Consider the following 16,681-nt stretch of genomic DNA (forward strand, 5'->3'; position numbering starts at 1 on the left):
CCATCCGCCACTGGAGCCTCGCGCCTGGGAATAGGGTGTTCTCCCCTACCTGGTCGTCGCCTTGAACTTGGCCATCAGATAGGGACCGGACAGCACCGGCTCGTATTTCGGCGCCTCACCGTCGGCAAGGCATACGTCCAGCACCCTGATCTGAGCATCCCAGTTCGGTTGGTGAAAGAAAGCCATGGACTGGCGCCGGTCCTTGCCGCCCTCACCGGCCGGCGGATTGACCACGCGATGCACGGTGGAAACCCAGCGATCGTTGGTCCAGCGCGCCATCAGATCGCCGATGTTGATGACGAAGGCGCCCGGAATTGGCGGAACCGGCGTCCACTCCCCGTCCGGGGTGATGATCTCGAGGCCGCGCGACCCGGCCTGCGGCAAGAGGATCGTCAGGCTGCCATAGTCGGTGTGGGCGCCGGCACGGATCTGGCCGGGTTTGGGCGCGACATGCTGTTCGGGGTAGTTGAGGGCTCGTAGCGCACTGATCGGCGCATCGAGATAGCTGTCGAAATAGCTCTGGGGCAGGCCGAGCGCGGTGGCGAAAACCCGCATGATGCGCACGGCGAGATCCTCGAGCGCGGCATAATAGGCCTTCCATGCCTCGATGAAGCCGGCGGGCTCGGCCGGCCAGATCGTCTCGGCGTAGCAGAAGGCCAACGCCTCCGGATCACGCAGGCCCGACGGTACGCGCAGCGGACCGCCGTTGAAGCTTTCCTTCAGGTCCGGCGGCGTGTCCACATTGCGCGGTTTGGCAAGCGCTTCGAGTTCGGGGCCGAGATAGCCGTAGGGGTAGCCCTTGTAGGGCGCCTTCGAACGCTGCTTTTGCTCCGGAAGGAGGTCGAAGAAAGCTCGCGCCTTCGACCAGGCGGCGTCGATCACGGGTTCCGGAATGCCGTGGTTCTTCACGGCCAGAAAGCCGGTGCCGCGGCAGATGCGGTCGACCTCGGCACCGAGCGCCTTCTTCTCCTCGTGGCCGGAGTTCTCGAAGCGCCCGAGATCAAATACTGGGAATGCCGGATGTTGCATCGCATCTCCTCCAGGCCGAAGCCAATGCTCGTGGAGCCACCAGCGATGCATGACGGCATCGTCGGGACGGAGGCAATATTTCTCCAGCCAACCTCGGTTGGCCAGTGCTTGGACGGCGGAAAACGCTGGCCAGCCTTCTAGTCCATATGCGCGGCGGGTGCCCCACCGGCCGCAGGCGCCCGCGCCGGCTTGCGCAGCAGGAAGACAAACGGGACCGCGATCAACGTCATCATCATCAGTATTTTGAAGTCGTTGACATAGGAGATCATCATCGCCTGAAGGTTGACCATGCGATCCACCTGGGAAAGCGCCATCTGATTTCCGCTCGCCGCCGCCGGTGAGACCGCCCATAGATTGGGGTTGAACGGGTTGATGAAGGCCGAAAGCTCGGCATGGTTGATCTGCGTGTTGCGCACCATCAAAACCGTCACGACCGACACGCCGATGGACGACCCGAGGTTGCGGACCAGACTGAACAAGGCCGTGGCATCGGTGCGGAAGCGTACGTCAAGCGTGGCGAAGGCCACGGTCGACAGCGGCACGAACACCATTCCCATCCCCAGGCCCTGGATGACGCCGGAGCTGATGATCAGCCAGTTGTCCATCTGAGGCGTGAAGCTGGACATGGTGTAGAGCGACTGCGCGGTCAGGAGAAAGCCGATGACGACGAGGATCCTGGCGTCGATCTTGCTCATGAGCCGCCCGACGACGAGCATCGAAATCATCGTGCCGACACCGCGTGGCCCCATGACGATGCCTATGGTGACGGTCGGATAGCCGAAGATGGTCGACAGCATCGGCGGCAGCAGCGACATGCTCGCCAGGATGAGCACACCCATGACGAAGATGAACGCCAGCCCGGTCACGAAATTGCGGTCGAGGAAAATCTTTGGATCGATGAATGGATGTTCTGATGTGACCGTGTGGATGATGAATACCCAGAACCCCGTGATCGAAAGGCCAAGCTCGATCCATATCTCGACCGAGGAAAACCAGTCGACCTCACCGCCGCGATCGAGCAGCAGCTGAAGCGCACCGACGCCGAGCGATATCATGGCGAAGCCGAAGAAATCAAAGCTGCGCACCCGCCGCGCAACGGCGGGCAAATAGGCGGCCATGCCGAGGAAGGCGACGATGCCGACCGGCAGGTTGATGAAGAAGACCCAGCGCCAGTTGAAATTTTCGGTCAGCCAGCCACCCAGGGTCGGGCCCAGAATTGGCCCCAGCATGATGCCGGCGCCCCAGATGGCCATCGCCTGGCCGTGGCGTTCCCTGGGGTTGATGTCGAGCAGGAAAGTCTGCGACAGCGGCACGATGGCGGCGCCGAACACGCCTTGCATCAGCCGGAAGAACACCATGGTCCCCAGGCTCCAGGCGATGCCGCACAGCATCGAGAACACGGTGAAGCCGACCACCGCCGTCAGGAACAATTCCTTGCGGCCGAAGCGGTCGGCGAGCCAGCCGGTCACCGGCGTCATGATGGCGGCGGCAACGATGTAGGAGGTCAGCACCCAGTTGATGTTGTCCGGAGAGGCACCGAGATCGCCGGTCATGGTCGGCAGCGCGACGTTGGCGATCGTCGTGTCGAGCGCCTGCATGATCGTCGCCAGCATCAGCGCGACCGTGATCAGGCCGCGATGCGGCACTTCGCGAAAGGGTTCTGGCGTGCTCATGATGCGGAACTTCCGACAGGTAACAAAATCGTGTACAGAGGGTTTCCGGGCGGCAGAGCCTTCCGTAAGGAGAGACTCTCATCGCGGTGGGACGCGAGTATCGATGTGGGGGTTACATCGACCGAGCGTCTCGACATGACGGACACCTGCCGCCCGGAAACCGAAGGACCAAAGGGTCCGGCGTCGAATGGTTCAGGGACCGAGCGAACCGCATCTTCGATGCAGCCCGGCCATCGGCCCCTTCTCCCTTCACACCCTCCCCTCGGACCAATCTTGCCATCTGTGTCACCCCAGCGCGGCGAGCGCCCTACTTGGCCTCACCCGCAGTGGCGTGGCCGAATATGGTGGGAAACCCGCGCGAAACGCCGGTGTCCACGGTGACGGCGGTGCTCATGCCGGTGCGCAACGCCATCTTGGCGTCGGCATCGGTCAGCTCCAGGCGCACCGGAATACGCTGCGTGACCTTGACCCAGTTGCCCGTGGCATTCTGGGCAGGCAGGAGCGAGAATTCGGCTCCCGTGCCGGCGCCGATCGCCTTGACCGTCGCCTCGAAGGTGCGGCCCGGATAGGTATCGACCACGATCTCGGCCTTCTGGCCGGGCTTCATATGGGTCAGCTGGGTTTCCTTGAAATTGGCTTCGATCCAGGTGTCGCCGGTCTCGACAAGTGAAAACAGCGGCGTGCCGGAGCCGACATACTGACCGACCTTGAACGACGAGGCCTGGCTGATGACGCCATCGGCCGGAGCCTTGACCGTGGTCTGCGCCAGGTCGTAGGCCGCCTTGTCGCGCGCGGCGAGCGCGGCCATCACAGTCGGATGCCTGTCAGTCTCGATGTCGGGATTGCCGGCAAGTGCTGCCTTGGCGCTGATGATGCCTTGCTGGGCAACAGCCAATTGCTGCTTGGCCTTGTCGAGATCGTTTTTCGCCTGGTCCAGCGCCGACTTGGTGTTGATGCCCTTCTGGGCGAGGTCGGCGGCGCGGTCATATTGCGACTGCGCATAGTCGACTTCGCTGGTGGCGGACTTTTCCTGCGCCGTCGCCTGACTGTAGGCGGCGCGCAACTGCTCGATACCAACCCGTGCGACAGCAACCGCCGCGTCGGCCTGGGCCAACGCGATCCGGTATGGCTCCGGGTCGATGGCAAACAGCACGTCGCCTTGCTTGACCAGTTGGTTGTCGGCGATGTCGACCTGAACGATGCGGCCGGCCGTATCCGAGGCGATCGACACCTTGGCCTGCTGCAGATTGGCGTTTTCCGTTTCCTGGTAGCGGCCACCGGTGACCCAGACATAGCCGCCGCCAACCACCAGTGCCGCAGGCAGCACAATCATCAGCAGGGAGCGGCCCAGCCGGCGCTTCTTCTTCACAGGCACCGGTGCCGGCTGGACCGGAGGTGCAACCGCCACGGGGGCAGCAGCCGGCTGTGCCGGCGCTTCCATTTCCAGCTTGGTCGCGTTCTCATCTATCTTGGCTACCGCGTTCATGCTGCTGCGCCTTCTGTATTCTTCATTTTTTCAATGGACGGCGTCTCGTCGTCCGCCAGGTTCTGGACCATCGCCTCAAGCCCCATGATCAGGACGCGGCGATCTTCCGGCGACACGCCGGTCAGCGATTCTTCGTAGACTTCGCCAGCAAGGCTCTTGATCAGGGCGTAGGCTTCGCTCGCCTTGGGTGTCAGGAAGATCATGCGGACGCGGCGATCGGTGGCGTCGGAACGACGCTCGATCCAGCCCCCTCCTCCATGCGGTCGACCAGACGAGAAACGCTGATCGGCTCGATTTCGAGAAGTTCGGCCAGCCGCGCCTGCGCGACACCATCTTCCTTGGCAACGCGGACCAGAAGCCGCCATTGCGCCGAGGAAAGCCCCAAACCACTGGCTCTCGCCTCGAAGCGCTTGCGCATCAAGCGCTGCACGTCGTGGATCAAGAAGCCCAACCTGTCTATGCCATCGGAAACCATGAGCGGGATATATAATAAGCGTGCTCACTATTCAAGATGCCGCATTGCGCCAGAAGCCGGCAAATGTGGATGGCAGCCCTGCGCTGCAGTCAGGGTTAGCGCTTGGTGAACATCTGGTCGGCGGCCGTCCCGGGCGGCGTGACCGCCTCCGCCACGTCAGGATGCACGCACTGGAGAGGCGCCGTTTCGGCCTCCGCAACCTACTGGTCGCATCTGACATATTGATGTACAGCCGCTGATCAGGATCGGGGGATCAACGAAATGCCGACGCTTTACGCTCTCAAGCCGGCTTTCCAGGGAAAACTGCGGCCGCTGGTCAATCGGCTGGCGGCAGTCGGAGTCACCGCAAACAGCATCACCCTCCTGGCGGCCCTATTGTCGATCGCGACCGGGACGGCCATCGCGATCTGGCATGAATGGCGCACGCTTCTGCTGCTCATTCCCGTGGTGATGTTCGTGCGCATGGCACTCAATGCCGTGGATGGCATGCTGGCGCGGGAACACGGGCAGGCCTCGACGCTCGGCATGTATCTGAACGAATTTTGCGACGTGGTTTCGGACCTCGCGCTGATCTTGCCGTTCGCCGCCTTTCCACAGTTCAGTCCATGGGGCGTCGTCGCCTTCGCCATATCAGCCGTGCTGGCCGAGTTCGCTGGCGTGCTCGGCATCGCCGCCAAGGTCGGACGAAACTATGCCGGGCCGTTCGGCAAAAGCGACAGGGCGCTGGCGCTGGGCGTGGTCGCCGTGCTGTGCGCCGCCGGGCTCTGGCCAGCATCCATCGCACCGCTTGTGTTTCCAGCCATGGCAACGCTTTCGCTGTTGACCGCCATAAACCGGATACGCGCCGGCCTTATTGGCAGCGCCAGCTGAGCATCGAGGCTCGCCATGCCGCCAGGGGGAAAGACCATGATGCACGAGCCAATCGCAGCCGCGGTTGCGGAAAACCTTGATCGGCAAGCGCAAGAGCGTGTCTTCCGCAGCCATGACGGGACGGAGATCTTCTACCGGTTCTGGCCGGCGGCTTCCGCCGATGCTAAGGGTGCGGTGGTGCTCTTCCACCGGGGCCACGAGCATGGCGGTCGCATGGCCCATCTCGTCGACGAATTGCAAATGCCCGACCACGCCTTCTACGCCTGGGACGCTCGCGGCAATGGCCGCTCGTCCGGCGAGCGCGGCTATGCCCCTTCCTTCTCGGCCCTGGTGCGCGACATCGACTGCTTCATGCGCGAGATCGCCGTCAAGGATGGCTTCGCCACGCAGGATATTGCGCTGATCGCCCAGTCCTTTGGCGCCGTGCTCGCCGCAGCCTGGGTGCACGACTATGCGCCAAAGCTGCGTGCCATGGTGCTGGCTTCACCGGCCTTTTCGGTGAAGCTCTATGTGCCCTTCGCCAAGGAAGGCATCGCACTCTGGCAGAAGCTCAAGGGCCGTTTCTTCGTCAATTCCTACGTCAAGGCGAAGTTCCTGACCCATGATCCCGTGCGTATCGCCTCTTTCGATAGCGATCCGCTGATCACACGGCCGATCGCCTCCAACATCCTGGTCGAACTCTACCAGCATGCGGCGCGCATCGTTGCGGACGCCCGCGCCATCACAGTGCCGACGCAGCTTCTGCTTTCAGGAAGCGACTGGGTTGTGCGCCACGGCCCGCAGCACGAGTTCTTCGTCAATCTCGGCAGCCGCGCCAAGGAACGCCATGTGTTGCCGGGCTTCTTCCATGACACGCTGGGCGAGCGCGACCGGGCGCAGGCCCTCGACCTGATCCGGCCGTTCCTTGCCAGGCAGTTCGCCGCGCCGGACGCGCCGGTCGACCTGAAGCAGGCGGATATCGCAGGCTACACGCGCGACGAGGCCGACAGGCTTGCCTCGCCACTAGAACCGCTGTCGCCCAAGGGCCTTTATTGGGCATTCAGCCGTGCCTCCATCCGCATGGGCGCCTGGTTCTCGTGGGGTATGAAGGCGGGCGTCACCACCGGCTTCGATTCGGGCTCGACGCTGGATTACGTCTACGAGAACGACGCACGGGGTCTTACACCTCTCGGTCGCTTCGTCGACCGCATCTTCCTGGAAGCCATCGGCTGGCGCGGCATCCGCCAGCGCAAGCTGCATCTGGAAGAACTGATCGGTACTTGCGTGGCGACACTGAAGGCCGCCGGCCGGCCAGTACACATTCTCGACATCGCCGCCGGCCACGGCCGCTATGTCCTCGATGCCATTGTGAAGTGCCCAGACCAGCCGGCGAGCGTGCGGCTGCAGGATTATTCCGACCTCAACGTCCAGCTTGGCCGCAAGCTGATCGCCGAGCGGCAATTGCCGGCAAGCGTCTCGTTCCAGCACGCGGACGCTTTCGATGCCGACATGCTCGCTGCCGCCGATCCGGCGCCCGACCTCGCCATCGTGTCGGGTCTTTACGAACTGTTCTCCGACAATGCGATGATCAACCGCTCGCTCGGTGGATTGGCCCGCGCCATGCAGCCGGGAAGCCTGCTGCTCTACACCAACCAGCCCTGGCATCCGCAGCTGGAGATGATCGCGCGCAGCCTGACCTCGCATCGCGGCGGCCAGGCCTGGGTCATGCGCCGGCGCACGCAAGGCGAAATGGACCAGCTCGTCGAAGCCGCCGGTTTCGAGAAACTCGACCAGCGCATCGACCAATGGGGCATCTTCACCGTCTCGGTCGCACGGCGGCGCTGAACAGGATGGTGTCATCGCTTGCATCCACGGAGCGCGCCGAACCTTACGGTCGGGTGGTCTTCAGGGCAGCCCTTTGGCTGGCCTTCCTGACGCCGTTCTTCTACCTGAGCTACGGTTTCGCCAACTGGTTGGCTTCACGGCGGGACGATGTCGGCAGCATCGTGTTTTCCTGGGAGCACAGCATTCCGTTCATCGCCTGGACCATCGTACCGTACTGGTCGATCAACCTTTTCTACGGCCTGTCGCTGTTGCTCAACGACAGCAGACAAGGAGTAGACCGCCTGGCCGGGCGTTATCTCACCGCACAGATCGTGGCCGTGGCCTGCTTCGTTCTGTTCCCGCTGACCGCGACTTTCGTGCGACCGGAAACGACGGGCGTGCCGGGCTTCTTGTTTGCCGTGCTTGGCGGTTTCGACAAACCTTTCAACCAGGCGCCCTCGTTGCACATCGCCCTGCTGGTGATCATCTGGGACCACTGGCGCCACCGGCTCGGCGGCCTTTTCCTGCCGCTCTGGCATGCCTGGTGCTTCCTGATCGGCGTCTCGGTGCTGACGACCTGGCAACATCATTTCATCGACATCCCCACCGGCGCGCTGCTCGGGTTTTTTGCGCTGTGGCTGTTTCCGCGCAGCGGCGACTTGCCGTTTTCGGGCGCCCGACTGACCGGCGATGCGAAAGCGCGCCGGCTGGCGCGGTTCTATGCGCTGGGTGCTGTCCTTGCGCTGGCGGGCGCCGCGTTCGGCGCCTTCTTTTCCGCTGTCGCGCTTTTCCTGCTTTGGCCGGCGCTGGCGCTCGTCATCGTCGCCTTTGTCTATGCCGGGGCCAGCGCCAAGGTGTTCCAGAAGACGGCGGAAGGTCATGTGTCCCTGGGAAGCCGCGTCCTGCTTTCGCCCTATCGATTGGGCGCCAGGGTCAATATTGCGATATGGACGCGCAAGCTCCCGCCGCTCGTGGCCGTCACCGATGGCGTCTTTCTCGGCCGCTTTCCGACGGCGCGCGAAGCCAACAGATTCGGCACGGTCATCGACCTCGCCGCCGAACTTGAAAAACCGGCGGGAGCAAATTGCCGTTGGATCAGCTTGCCGATGATCGATTTGTTGCCGCCGCCAGTGACGATACAGCAGCAGACCGCCAGCGCGCTGGAGAGCGCTTGCCGCGACGGCACGGTGTTGGTGTGCTGCGCGCTCGGTTTCCAACGCAGCGCCGGCGTTGTCGCCGAATGGCTGGTGGCGACAGGCAGGGCCAGGACGCTGGTGCTTGCCCGCGAGATGCTCGTCGCCGCCGGTCGGCCGATTCATCTTGCCAAGACGACGGAGCGGGCGGCGTCATGACGGACAATGCCTGCCGGGAACGTGCCAATCTTTTCGCCCGCATGCTGATGCAACAGGCCGCATGGCCGGCCGCAGTTGTGGTGGCCGGAAATATTCTCACGCCCTTGGCTGCTTCGGCGCGCGGCGCCTTCGAGACCTGGCCCGCAGCCATCGCCCTTTCGGTCGCCGCCGCGAGCGCTGTCGCCGTGCTAGCGCTTTCGACGCTGCTGGCATTCGACGCGCTGCTGTTCCGGTTGATGGCCAGCCACGACGACGAGGCTTCCAGCGGTGCCGCGGTGGATGACATGCTGGCGCGCATGCGCCTGAAACCCCTCCCGTCCGCCACACGCCAGTTCGATGACCGCATTGCCGGCACGCGCCGGCTGCTCACCCGGCAACGCGCCGCCCTTGGCCTGTTTGTGGTGATGCTTTTCGCTGCGGGATTTTGGGCGCCGCGATGAGCAAGCTTTCGCTCAAGACCTTCACCATGCTGCAGACGGCGACCTCCGTCGGCCTCTCGGCGCTGGCCTGGGTGGTGACCGGCGTGCGTCCGATCTGGAATGGCAGCTTGCCGTCGGACCGGCAGAGAATCTATTTCGCCAATCACACCAGCCATGGTGACTTCATCCTGCTGTCGGCCTGCCTGAGCGAAAAGGAGCGCGCTATCACCCATGCCGTGGCCGCCGGCGAATATTGGGGGAAGTCGCGGCTGCGCCGCTTCATCGCCGAAGACATGCTGTCGTCCGTGCTCATCAACCGGCAATGGACCAGGCCGGAGGAAAACCCGATCGAGATCATGCTGTCGGTTCTCGATCAGGGCCACTCGCTGATCCTGTTTCCCGAAGGCACCCGCAACATGACCGACCAGCCGCTGCTGGCCTTCCGTTCCGGACTATACAATCTGTCGATGGCGCGGCCGGAGGTCGAACTGATCCCGTGCTGGATCGAGAATATGTCGCGTGTGTTGCCCAAGGGCCAGTTCCTCCCGGTGCCGCTGCTTTGCCGTGTCGTCTTCGGCGCACCGGTGACGGTGGCCCCCGGCGAAGAACGCCGCGCCTTTCTCGACCGCGCCCACGCCACGCTTCTGGCGCTCAACCCGCGCCCCGAGCGAGACGATTGATGCGCCACGAAATCTCCATTCTGATCATCGGCCTGCTCGCGGTGCTGACGACCGCCAGCATCGTCGCCGCCATACTTTGCGCGCGGGCGCCGAAGCCACTCAGTTCGACGCTGGTCAATCTCACCCAGCGCATCAACGCCTGGTGGGTGATGGTGGCGCTGATGACGGTCGCCTTCTTCTTCGGTCGCTACGGCATGACCATCCTGTTCGCGCTGATTTCCTTCGCTGCCCTCCGCGAATTCGTGACGCTGACGCATACAAGCCGCAGCGACCATTGGGTGCTGCTTGGCATGTTCGGCATCATCATACCGTTTCAATACTGGCTGGTATGGACCGCCTGGTATGGACTCTTCGTCATCTTCATCCCGGTCTACTGCTTCCTGCTGATGCCGGCCATCACCGCGCTGCATGGCGACACTGAACGCTTTCTCGAGCGGATCGCCGCGCAGCAATGGGCGGTGATGATCTCGGTCTATTGCGTCAGCCATGTTCCCGCGCTGCTGACGCTCGATGTGCCAGGCTTCGAAGGCCGCAACCTGTTGCTGATCGCGTTCCTGATCATCGTGGTACAAGGCAGCGACGTGCTGCAGTACATCTTCGGAAAGCTTTTCGGAAAACACCGTTTTTCGCCGACCGTGTCGCCGTCGAAAACCTGGGAGGGCCTGATCGGCGGACTGGTGTCGGCGAGCCTGCTCGGCGCGCTGTTGTCGTTCGTGACGCCCTTCTCGCCACTGCAGGCGGCATGTGTGGCCTTCGTCGCCTGCTCGATGGGATTTCTGGGGGGGCTGGTAGCCTCCGCCATCAAGCGCGACCAGGGGGTCAAGGATTGGGGCCATCTCATCGAAGGCCATGGCGGCATGATGGACCGTACCGACAGCCTGGTCTTCGCTGCCCCGATCTTCTTTCACATCGTGCGCTATTTCTGGACGGTCTGAGCGGCGAACTCCTGCCCATCGCGCAACTGGGGCGAAAATACCGTGAGTCGGTATGGTTGACCTGCCGACTTTCATGGGAACACATAGCGGGACGATAAGAAGCACTGGGGTCGAGCTTCATGGCGAAAGGCTCGCGCGAAATGACTGATATTTGCGGTTTCCGGAGCTCGTCGGGTCGTTGAAACGGCAAGCGAGCGAGGGGCTGGTTTTCCGGATCGGGCGTTGGATTGACGCCAGATCGTCCTCGTCGATCGCGCCGGCAGGCCGAGCCGTGTTTACCGCAACGGACATTTCCACGGCGGGTCTCGCGTTCGACCGTCCGCCCGCACCCTGCGTGTCAATCATCATCAGTGCCTTCGGCGGCCTCGCCCAAACGCTGCACTGCCTGCGGTCGATCGCGGCAAATCCTCCTTCGGTTCCGATTGAGATCATCGTCGTCGAGGATGCTTCAGGTGATCCGGAGATGGGAGTGCTAGCCGGCATTCCCGGCTTGAGGTTTCATGACACCGGAGAAAACGTCGGTTATCTCCGTGCCTGCAATCTCGGGGCGACGCTGGCGAGCGGAGAATTCCTGCATTTTCTCAACAATGATACAGCCGTTTCATCAGGCTGGCTGGACGCAATGTTGGAGTTGTTCAACCGGCATCCGCAATGCGGTGCTGTCGGATCGAAGCTGCTCAATGCCGATGGCAGCCTGCAGGAAGCCGGCGGCGTCATCTGGCGCGACGGGTCCGCCTGGAACTATGGCCGCTCGGACCATGCCATGCTCAGCGACTACAACTATGTTCGCGAGGTCGATTACTGCTCGGCCGCATCGTTGCTGATCCGACGCGGCATTTTTGCAGCGCTTCATGGTTTCGACGAAGCCTTCGCACCTGCCTATTACGAGGACACCGACCTTGCCTTCCGCCTGCGGGAGAAGGGACTGCGAACTTTCTACCAACCACGGTCGATCGTCTATCATCTGGAAGGGTTTTCGCATGGCAAGGATCCCAAGGTCGGCATCAAGTCCTTCCTGCGCGTCAATCAGCGAAAGTTCATTGAGCGATGGGCGCATGTTCTGTCGCGTGAACATTTCATCACAGGCGAATTCAGGCTGCTGGCGAGCCAGCAGGCGGCGCTACGCAAAATTGTTCTTGTCGTCGCCCGGCCAGGAGCCCGCCTGAACGGGGGCTCTGGTTCAGACCGGATCCGGCGGATCATCGAGACTCTCGTCGATCATGGGCTGGTGGTGAAATTCTGGCTTCAGGGGGCCGGGCTCGAGCAGCATCATGTCGAGGCGCTTGAGCAACAAGGCGTTGAAGTATTCCAGGGCTGGCGCTACCGGGGCCACCTTGCGAAGTGGTTACGCGTGAATGGGCGCTGCGTCGATTTCGCCCTGCTCTTCGGCGCGGCAGCGTCGCCATCGCTGGTGGCGACAATCAGGTCGACGAGCGCTGCACGGATTCTTAGCCTCGGCGAGCAGAGGGATCAGAACTTGCATGGCGAGGGCAGCGGTGCCGAGGTGTTGGCGGCCGCCGACTGCTCGCCGGCGCAGCTTTGGCAGGTGCTGTCGCGCAGCATCAAGGAGCGACCGTACCGTTCGCTGACCGAGCGTTTCGGCCCGGAACAGATGGGCAATCTTGGTGCGCGGCCGAATCCGGATCTGGTGCATGCAGCGCCAGAGGTGCCGGCTGCCATGCGTGGCGGTCCGGCCGAATGAGCGAGCCGACGGCGGCAATTTGCATGCTTGCGGTGGGCAAGCCTGGCTATGCGCTGGCGGCACGCGAAGCGCTGACGTCCTTTCTCAGACACACCGACTTCGAGATCTATGTGACCGCCGATTCGGCGGTGGCGCCCTTCTTGCCCCAGTCGCCGCGCATCCATCTCAACCTGATCAGTCTCTCGGCCCCGGAACATCGATCCAGCTATTTCCGCGCCAAGTTCGATGCACTGGCGTGGTGCCTGGATCAGACCAGCGCGGCGATCATTCTCCAGGTCGATGTCGATGCCGTTCTATTGCGTCCGCTTGCAGCGGCAGAGATGATGGCGGCGCTGGGCGATCGTCGGATCGGCATGGTCGAGCAAACCGGCATTTCCGGATCCGGAATGAGCGGCGACGATTTTTTTGAGCACTATCGCAGCCAGTCGCTGGCCTTTATCGATGCCTCGGCAGAGCCGCCACCCCGACACGTCTTCCACTACTTCAACAGTGGCGTCGTGCTTGCCTGCAGGGACGAACTGCGACGGTTCCTCGGCTGGGCGGATGAAAGACAGCGCGTCTTGCCCGCGGATCACATGGCCGGAGCCTACATGCTCGGCGACCAGGCCTATTTCCAGGTCTGGGCGAACACCGTCGCGCCCCACAGATGCCGCGCCTTGCCCTGGCAGTGGAACCATTGCAGCCACTGGGATGAGGGTTTCCCACGCAAGGACGCGCTGATCGCCCATTTCAGCAATTTCCGCAACGGTCCAGAATTCGAGACGGTCATGGCCATGCACGCACTTGTTGGCGACGGCCCAACCGATTTCGTGCTGGAGCAAACGTCGACAGGACAGGCTGCCGAACTGGCTTTCATCATCATCACCTACAACTCCTGCAAGGTCATCGGTTACTGCCTCGACGCCCTGACGAACCGAAAGCATGAGATTATCGTCATCGACAATGCCTCGACCGATGGGACACTCGATCATGTGACGCGCGAGGGCGTGACAATCATCAGGAACACGCGCAATGAAGGTTTCGCCGCAGCAGCCAACCGGGCCGCGGCAGCGACCAGCGCCATGCATCTGTGCTTTCTCAATCCGGACTGCCTGATGACGCCGGCGGCGGTCGAGGCGGCTCTCACCACACTTCGCCAAAGACCCGATGCGATGGTCGTGCCGGACTATGTCGACTGGCACGGCAATCCCACAGCCGGCCGCCAACCCGGTTACTCCAGGCTCAAGCTGACGGCCGACATTCTTGACAACAATGGCATGGCCAAACTTGCCAGGCGCCTGAAGCGCTTGCCCGGCTATGACCTCGAAAGCTGGAGCTGGCCACTCGCCGCTGCTCTGTTCGTCAGGCGCGGTACGTTCCACGCCGTTGGCGGCTTCGATGAGCGCTACTTCTGCTACATGGAAGACGTTGCCATCGGCTTTGAAATGGCGCGACGCGGGCTCGAGATCATAAGGCTCGATCAGGTCTTGCCGCATTTTGGCCAGCACGGCGCGGATATCCCGTCCTCCGGCAGGATCCGGTTGATCGACGCTGCGCGGCTCAAATTTGCTCGACTGCACTACGGTCGAACTCTTGCCGCGGCGCTCGCGGTCATGCACTGGGTCCTGCTCCGCCGCCTCGCAATCAAGGGCGCCTGGCGTCGCCGGCGGCGGCGCAGGATGGAAAGCAGATGAACTATTACGTTCTGCCCGGCATCGGCATCCATGGCGGCATCAAGGTCGGCTTCCAGTTCGCGCAACTGTTGTCGGAGGCTGGCGTGCCGATTGCAGCCGCTACCCCTGGCGGCCTTGCGCCGTCGTCGTTCCGGTGCGCCCAACCGGTGGTCGACAGGCAATACGTGCTTGCCAATGCAGGCCCGCGCGACACGCTCGTCTTTTCGCTGCCGCACGACTATCCGGCACTGAAGGCAACCGGAGCGCGGCTGATCTTCCACTGCCAGGGCACCGACCCTCTGATAGACCCGGTGCTACACGACCGGGATGTGACCATTCTATCCTGCTGGGAACAGGCCGCACGCTATGCGAGGATCGTGGCCGGTCGCGAAGCCATCGACGTCGGCATCTCGATCGCCGATACCTTTTTCTACGACGGCGCCGCCAAGGACCCATGCTTGGTGGCCTTCATGCCACGCCAGGGCGCCATCGCCGAAAGGGCGATGAAACAGGCACACCGTCTGCGCTACGTGCCAATCGACAACGAGACCGAAGAGGTTTGCGCGGCAACTCTGAAGCGCAGTGGGTTCTTCCTGGCTATGGCGGTGGGGGAATGGTTTGGACTGCCGGCACTGGAGGCAATGGCAGCCGGTTGCGTCGTGGTGTCGGTCCCGGCGATTGCCACGGAACACCTAAGGGACGGCGACACCGCATGCGTTGCGGAGCCAGCACGCTTGCCGATGGTGCTTGACGACATCAGCGGGGAAGGCGCCGGTTTGCGGCGCGCCGCACTGCGTGATCGCGGCGCTGCAATGGCGTCCCGCTATCGCACTGCCTTGCATAGGAGGAAACTGGAAAGCGCCATGCTGGCTGGTTTGAAAGACGCCTTGTCATGGAACTGAGCGGCATTGAGCTGAGCGTCGTTATACCGTCTTACGGGCTGACCGCGCTCCTGCGGACCTGCGTCTTGCACGTCCAGTCAGGTCTGGCCCGAGCATTGCCCGGACGCGCGGCGATTGTCGTCGTCGACAACGGTTCCGCCATGCCCTACCAGGCAGACGATCTGGCAACGCCGGATGTCCGCATCCTACGGCTCGACCGCCGGCATTCCTTCTCCGCGGCGTGCAATCGCGGCGCCAGTGCCGTGCCGGCGGCGCGCTACCTGTTCCTCAACAACGACGTCTTCCTGCATCCAAACGCAATGGCTGAGATGCTCGAGATAGCAAGGCATGAAACGGTCGGCATCCTGGGCACCAGGCTGGTCCTGCCCGATAACACGATTCAGCATTGCGGCGTGCGTTTCGATGCCGGTGAGCGCGGCCCCTATCACCACGCCCATGGCAGGCCAAGCTCATCGGTCAGCCGCGCCACGACGTTTCCGCAGGCTGTAACGGGTGCGGCATTGATGATCGATCATGCAACCTTTACCGCCCTGCGCGGGTTCGACGAGACCTTTCCCTTTGGTTATGAGGATGTGGATCTGTGCCTGCGCGCGCGGCAGATGGGAGCGCGCATCGGCTGCGGCCAGAAATGGGATTCCCTGCACTTGGAATCGACCTCCGATCGGGGACCTGATCGCCACAGGGCATCGCGCAGGCTGTTCTTTGAACGCTGGCGCGGGCGCTATTCCATCGATGGAGACGAAGGCGCATGAGGCAAGATATCGCCATCTCGCTGATCGTTCATACGCGCAATTCAGCCGCGACTTTGCCACGGCTACTCGAAACCACAGGTTGGGCGGCCGAGCGCATCGTCATCGACATGCAAAGCAGCGATGCAACGGTCGAAATCGCGCGCGCGGCCGACTGCCGGGTGCTGTCTTGCGCCATCGTCGATGCCGTCGACGATATCCGCAACCAGTATCTTGCGGAAGCGCGGCATGACTGGGTCCTCGTTCTGGATTCCGATGAATACCTTGCCGACGATGCCTACGAAGCCATGCAGCAGCTTGTCGACGACCATGGCGACAAGATCGATGCCTTTGCCTTGCCAAGGTGGAATTCGGTAGCCGGCCAGACCATGCGTGGCTCGGGCTTTTACCCGGACCAGCAGATCAGGTTCTTTCGAAAGGGAACAGTGGCATGGCAGCCTGGCAATCACCGTGTGCCGCAAGTGCTGACTGGCGCCAGGCGCCTGCGCGTCCTGCAGCCACCGAATTGCATTCACATCCACCACGAAAACTACACCGACATCGTGTCGTTCATCACGCGACAACTGCGCTATGCACTGACCGATTCTTACGACCCCGATCCGGGCCATTTCGACTTCAGCGTCTACATTGCCGAGGCCTATGCCGAATTCGCGCGGCGCCACGAGCCGACCGAAGACGGCGACTTGTCGACCGCCGTGGCAACAGTGCTGGCATGGGACCGTATCATGCGCGGCCTGATCCATTGGGAGCGGCTGGGGCGGCAACAGCCGCTCAACGCCGCCTTCTCCTTGCCGATCGTTCCCATTCTGCCTGCGCCCGACAAACGCGCGCATGTTCCAGATTCGGGCGGCTGGCAAAGAACCTCATTTCGCCATCTGCCGCGCGAGATCGGGCGCTGGCTTCGCCGGCTCTTCCAGCCCGGGCGGCGCTAAGCGGCGCCATTTTGGGCCATGC

The 16,681-nt window shown here is 62.8% G+C and carries 14 protein-coding genes and 1 pseudogene; 11 read left to right on the plus strand and 4 right to left on the minus strand.

Going from position 1 to position 16,681, the window contains the following annotated elements; genetic code table 11:
* Positions 1–45: 45 nt before the first annotated feature.
* From AC56QP_RS04465 to AC56QP_RS04480, 4 genes and pseudogenes are all read right to left on the minus strand, one after another.
* Positions 46–1,029 (minus strand): isopenicillin N synthase family dioxygenase, encoded by a 984-nt coding sequence (locus tag AC56QP_RS04465; RefSeq protein ID WP_489860772.1) that lies wholly within the window; start codon positions 1,027–1,029, stop codon positions 46–48.
* A gap of 137 nt (positions 1,030–1,166) precedes the next feature.
* Positions 1,167–2,702, minus strand: coding sequence for a DHA2 family efflux MFS transporter permease subunit (locus AC56QP_RS04470; protein ID WP_489860771.1), 1,536 nt, complete (start codon positions 2,700–2,702; stop codon positions 1,167–1,169).
* 307 nt (positions 2,703–3,009) lie between these two features.
* Positions 3,010–4,188, minus strand: a complete 1,179-nt coding sequence (locus AC56QP_RS04475) for an HlyD family secretion protein (protein ID WP_489860770.1) — start codon at positions 4,186–4,188, stop codon at positions 3,010–3,012.
* Positions 4,185–4,663 (minus strand): annotated as a pseudogene (locus AC56QP_RS04480) (MarR family winged helix-turn-helix transcriptional regulator). The gene AC56QP_RS04475 and the pseudogene AC56QP_RS04480 overlap by 4 nt, the downstream one beginning before the upstream one ends.
* A 261-nt stretch (positions 4,664–4,924) precedes the next feature.
* Between AC56QP_RS04480 and AC56QP_RS04485 the strand changes: the two are divergent.
* The 11 genes from AC56QP_RS04485 to AC56QP_RS04535 all read left to right on the plus strand — a co-directional run bounded on the left by AC56QP_RS04485 (position 4,925) and on the right by AC56QP_RS04535 (position 16,659).
* Positions 4,925–5,533 carry a CDP-alcohol phosphatidyltransferase family protein gene (locus tag AC56QP_RS04485; protein WP_489860768.1) on the plus strand — a complete coding sequence of 203 codons (609 nt, stop codon included), beginning with the start codon at positions 4,925–4,927 and terminating at the stop codon, positions 5,531–5,533.
* Between the two features lie 39 nt (positions 5,534–5,572).
* Entirely contained in the window at positions 5,573–7,357 is a 1,785-nt protein-coding gene (locus AC56QP_RS04490; RefSeq protein WP_489863685.1) for a bifunctional alpha/beta hydrolase/class I SAM-dependent methyltransferase, read from the plus strand.
* Positions 7,358–7,362: 5 nt separating this feature from the next.
* Positions 7,363–8,688 (plus strand): phosphatase PAP2/dual specificity phosphatase family protein, encoded by a 1,326-nt coding sequence (locus AC56QP_RS04495; protein WP_489863684.1) that lies wholly within the window; start codon positions 7,363–7,365, stop codon positions 8,686–8,688.
* Positions 8,685–9,128 carry a hypothetical protein gene (locus AC56QP_RS04500; protein WP_489860767.1) on the plus strand — a complete coding sequence of 148 codons (444 nt, stop codon included), beginning with the start codon at positions 8,685–8,687 and terminating at the stop codon, positions 9,126–9,128. The genes AC56QP_RS04495 and AC56QP_RS04500 overlap by 4 nt, the downstream gene beginning before the upstream one ends.
* Positions 9,125–9,787 (plus strand): lysophospholipid acyltransferase family protein, encoded by a 663-nt coding sequence (locus AC56QP_RS04505; RefSeq protein ID WP_489860766.1) that lies wholly within the window; start codon positions 9,125–9,127, stop codon positions 9,785–9,787. The genes AC56QP_RS04500 and AC56QP_RS04505 overlap by 4 nt, the downstream gene beginning before the upstream one ends.
* On the plus strand, positions 9,787–10,722 hold the full coding sequence (locus AC56QP_RS04510) for a phosphatidate cytidylyltransferase (protein WP_497100768.1): 936 nt from the start codon (positions 9,787–9,789) through the stop codon (positions 10,720–10,722). Before AC56QP_RS04505 ends, AC56QP_RS04510 begins: the two co-directional genes overlap by 1 nt.
* A gap of 334 nt (positions 10,723–11,056) precedes the next feature.
* Positions 11,057–12,424, plus strand: coding sequence for a glycosyltransferase family 2 protein (locus AC56QP_RS04515; RefSeq protein ID WP_497109057.1), 1,368 nt, complete (start codon positions 11,057–11,059; stop codon positions 12,422–12,424).
* Positions 12,421–14,097: a glycosyltransferase gene (locus tag AC56QP_RS04520; RefSeq protein ID WP_497100767.1), complete on the plus strand. Its 1,677-nt coding sequence runs from the start codon at positions 12,421–12,423 to the stop codon at positions 14,095–14,097. The genes AC56QP_RS04515 and AC56QP_RS04520 overlap by 4 nt, the downstream gene beginning before the upstream one ends.
* Entirely contained in the window at positions 14,094–14,978 is an 885-nt protein-coding gene (locus AC56QP_RS04525) for a glycosyltransferase (RefSeq protein WP_497100766.1), read from the plus strand. The genes AC56QP_RS04520 and AC56QP_RS04525 overlap by 4 nt, the downstream gene beginning before the upstream one ends.
* Complete coding sequence (locus AC56QP_RS04530) at positions 14,969–15,730, plus strand: glycosyltransferase family 2 protein (RefSeq protein WP_489860761.1); 762 nt, start codon at positions 14,969–14,971, stop codon at positions 15,728–15,730. The genes AC56QP_RS04525 and AC56QP_RS04530 overlap by 10 nt, the downstream gene beginning before the upstream one ends.
* Positions 15,727–16,659, plus strand: coding sequence for a glycosyltransferase family 2 protein (locus AC56QP_RS04535; protein ID WP_489860760.1), 933 nt, complete (start codon positions 15,727–15,729; stop codon positions 16,657–16,659). Before AC56QP_RS04530 ends, AC56QP_RS04535 begins: the two co-directional genes overlap by 4 nt.
* The last annotated feature ends 22 nt before the right edge of the window (positions 16,660–16,681 follow it).

This window comes from Mesorhizobium sp. RCAM 05104, assembly GCF_059683645.1.

What these genes read in the sequence shown, in the direction of transcription:
- AC56QP_RS04465 (WP_489860772.1), bottom strand. Translation starts at nt 1,029, where the DNA reads ATGCAACATCCGGCATTCCCAGTATTTGATCTCGGGCGCTTCGAGAAC.
- AC56QP_RS04470 (WP_489860771.1), bottom strand. Translation starts at nt 2,702, where the DNA reads ATGAGCACGCCAGAACCCTTTCGCGAAGTGCCGCATCGCGGCCTGATC.
- AC56QP_RS04475 (WP_489860770.1), bottom strand. Translation starts at nt 4,188, where the DNA reads ATGAACGCGGTAGCCAAGATAGATGAGAACGCGACCAAGCTGGAAATG.
- AC56QP_RS04485 (WP_489860768.1), top strand. Translation starts at nt 4,925, where the DNA reads ATGCCGACGCTTTACGCTCTCAAGCCGGCTTTCCAGGGAAAACTGCGG.
- AC56QP_RS04490 (WP_489863685.1), top strand. Translation starts at nt 5,573, where the DNA reads ATGCACGAGCCAATCGCAGCCGCGGTTGCGGAAAACCTTGATCGGCAA.
- AC56QP_RS04495 (WP_489863684.1), top strand. Translation starts at nt 7,363, where the DNA reads ATGGTGTCATCGCTTGCATCCACGGAGCGCGCCGAACCTTACGGTCGG.
- AC56QP_RS04500 (WP_489860767.1), top strand. Translation starts at nt 8,685, where the DNA reads ATGACGGACAATGCCTGCCGGGAACGTGCCAATCTTTTCGCCCGCATG.
- AC56QP_RS04505 (WP_489860766.1), top strand. Translation starts at nt 9,125, where the DNA reads ATGAGCAAGCTTTCGCTCAAGACCTTCACCATGCTGCAGACGGCGACC.
- AC56QP_RS04510 (WP_497100768.1), top strand. Translation starts at nt 9,787, where the DNA reads ATGCGCCACGAAATCTCCATTCTGATCATCGGCCTGCTCGCGGTGCTG.
- AC56QP_RS04520 (WP_497100767.1), top strand. Translation starts at nt 12,421, where the DNA reads ATGAGCGAGCCGACGGCGGCAATTTGCATGCTTGCGGTGGGCAAGCCT.
- AC56QP_RS04525 (WP_497100766.1), top strand. Translation starts at nt 14,094, where the DNA reads ATGAACTATTACGTTCTGCCCGGCATCGGCATCCATGGCGGCATCAAG.
- AC56QP_RS04530 (WP_489860761.1), top strand. Translation starts at nt 14,969, where the DNA reads ATGGAACTGAGCGGCATTGAGCTGAGCGTCGTTATACCGTCTTACGGG.
- AC56QP_RS04535 (WP_489860760.1), top strand. Translation starts at nt 15,727, where the DNA reads ATGAGGCAAGATATCGCCATCTCGCTGATCGTTCATACGCGCAATTCA.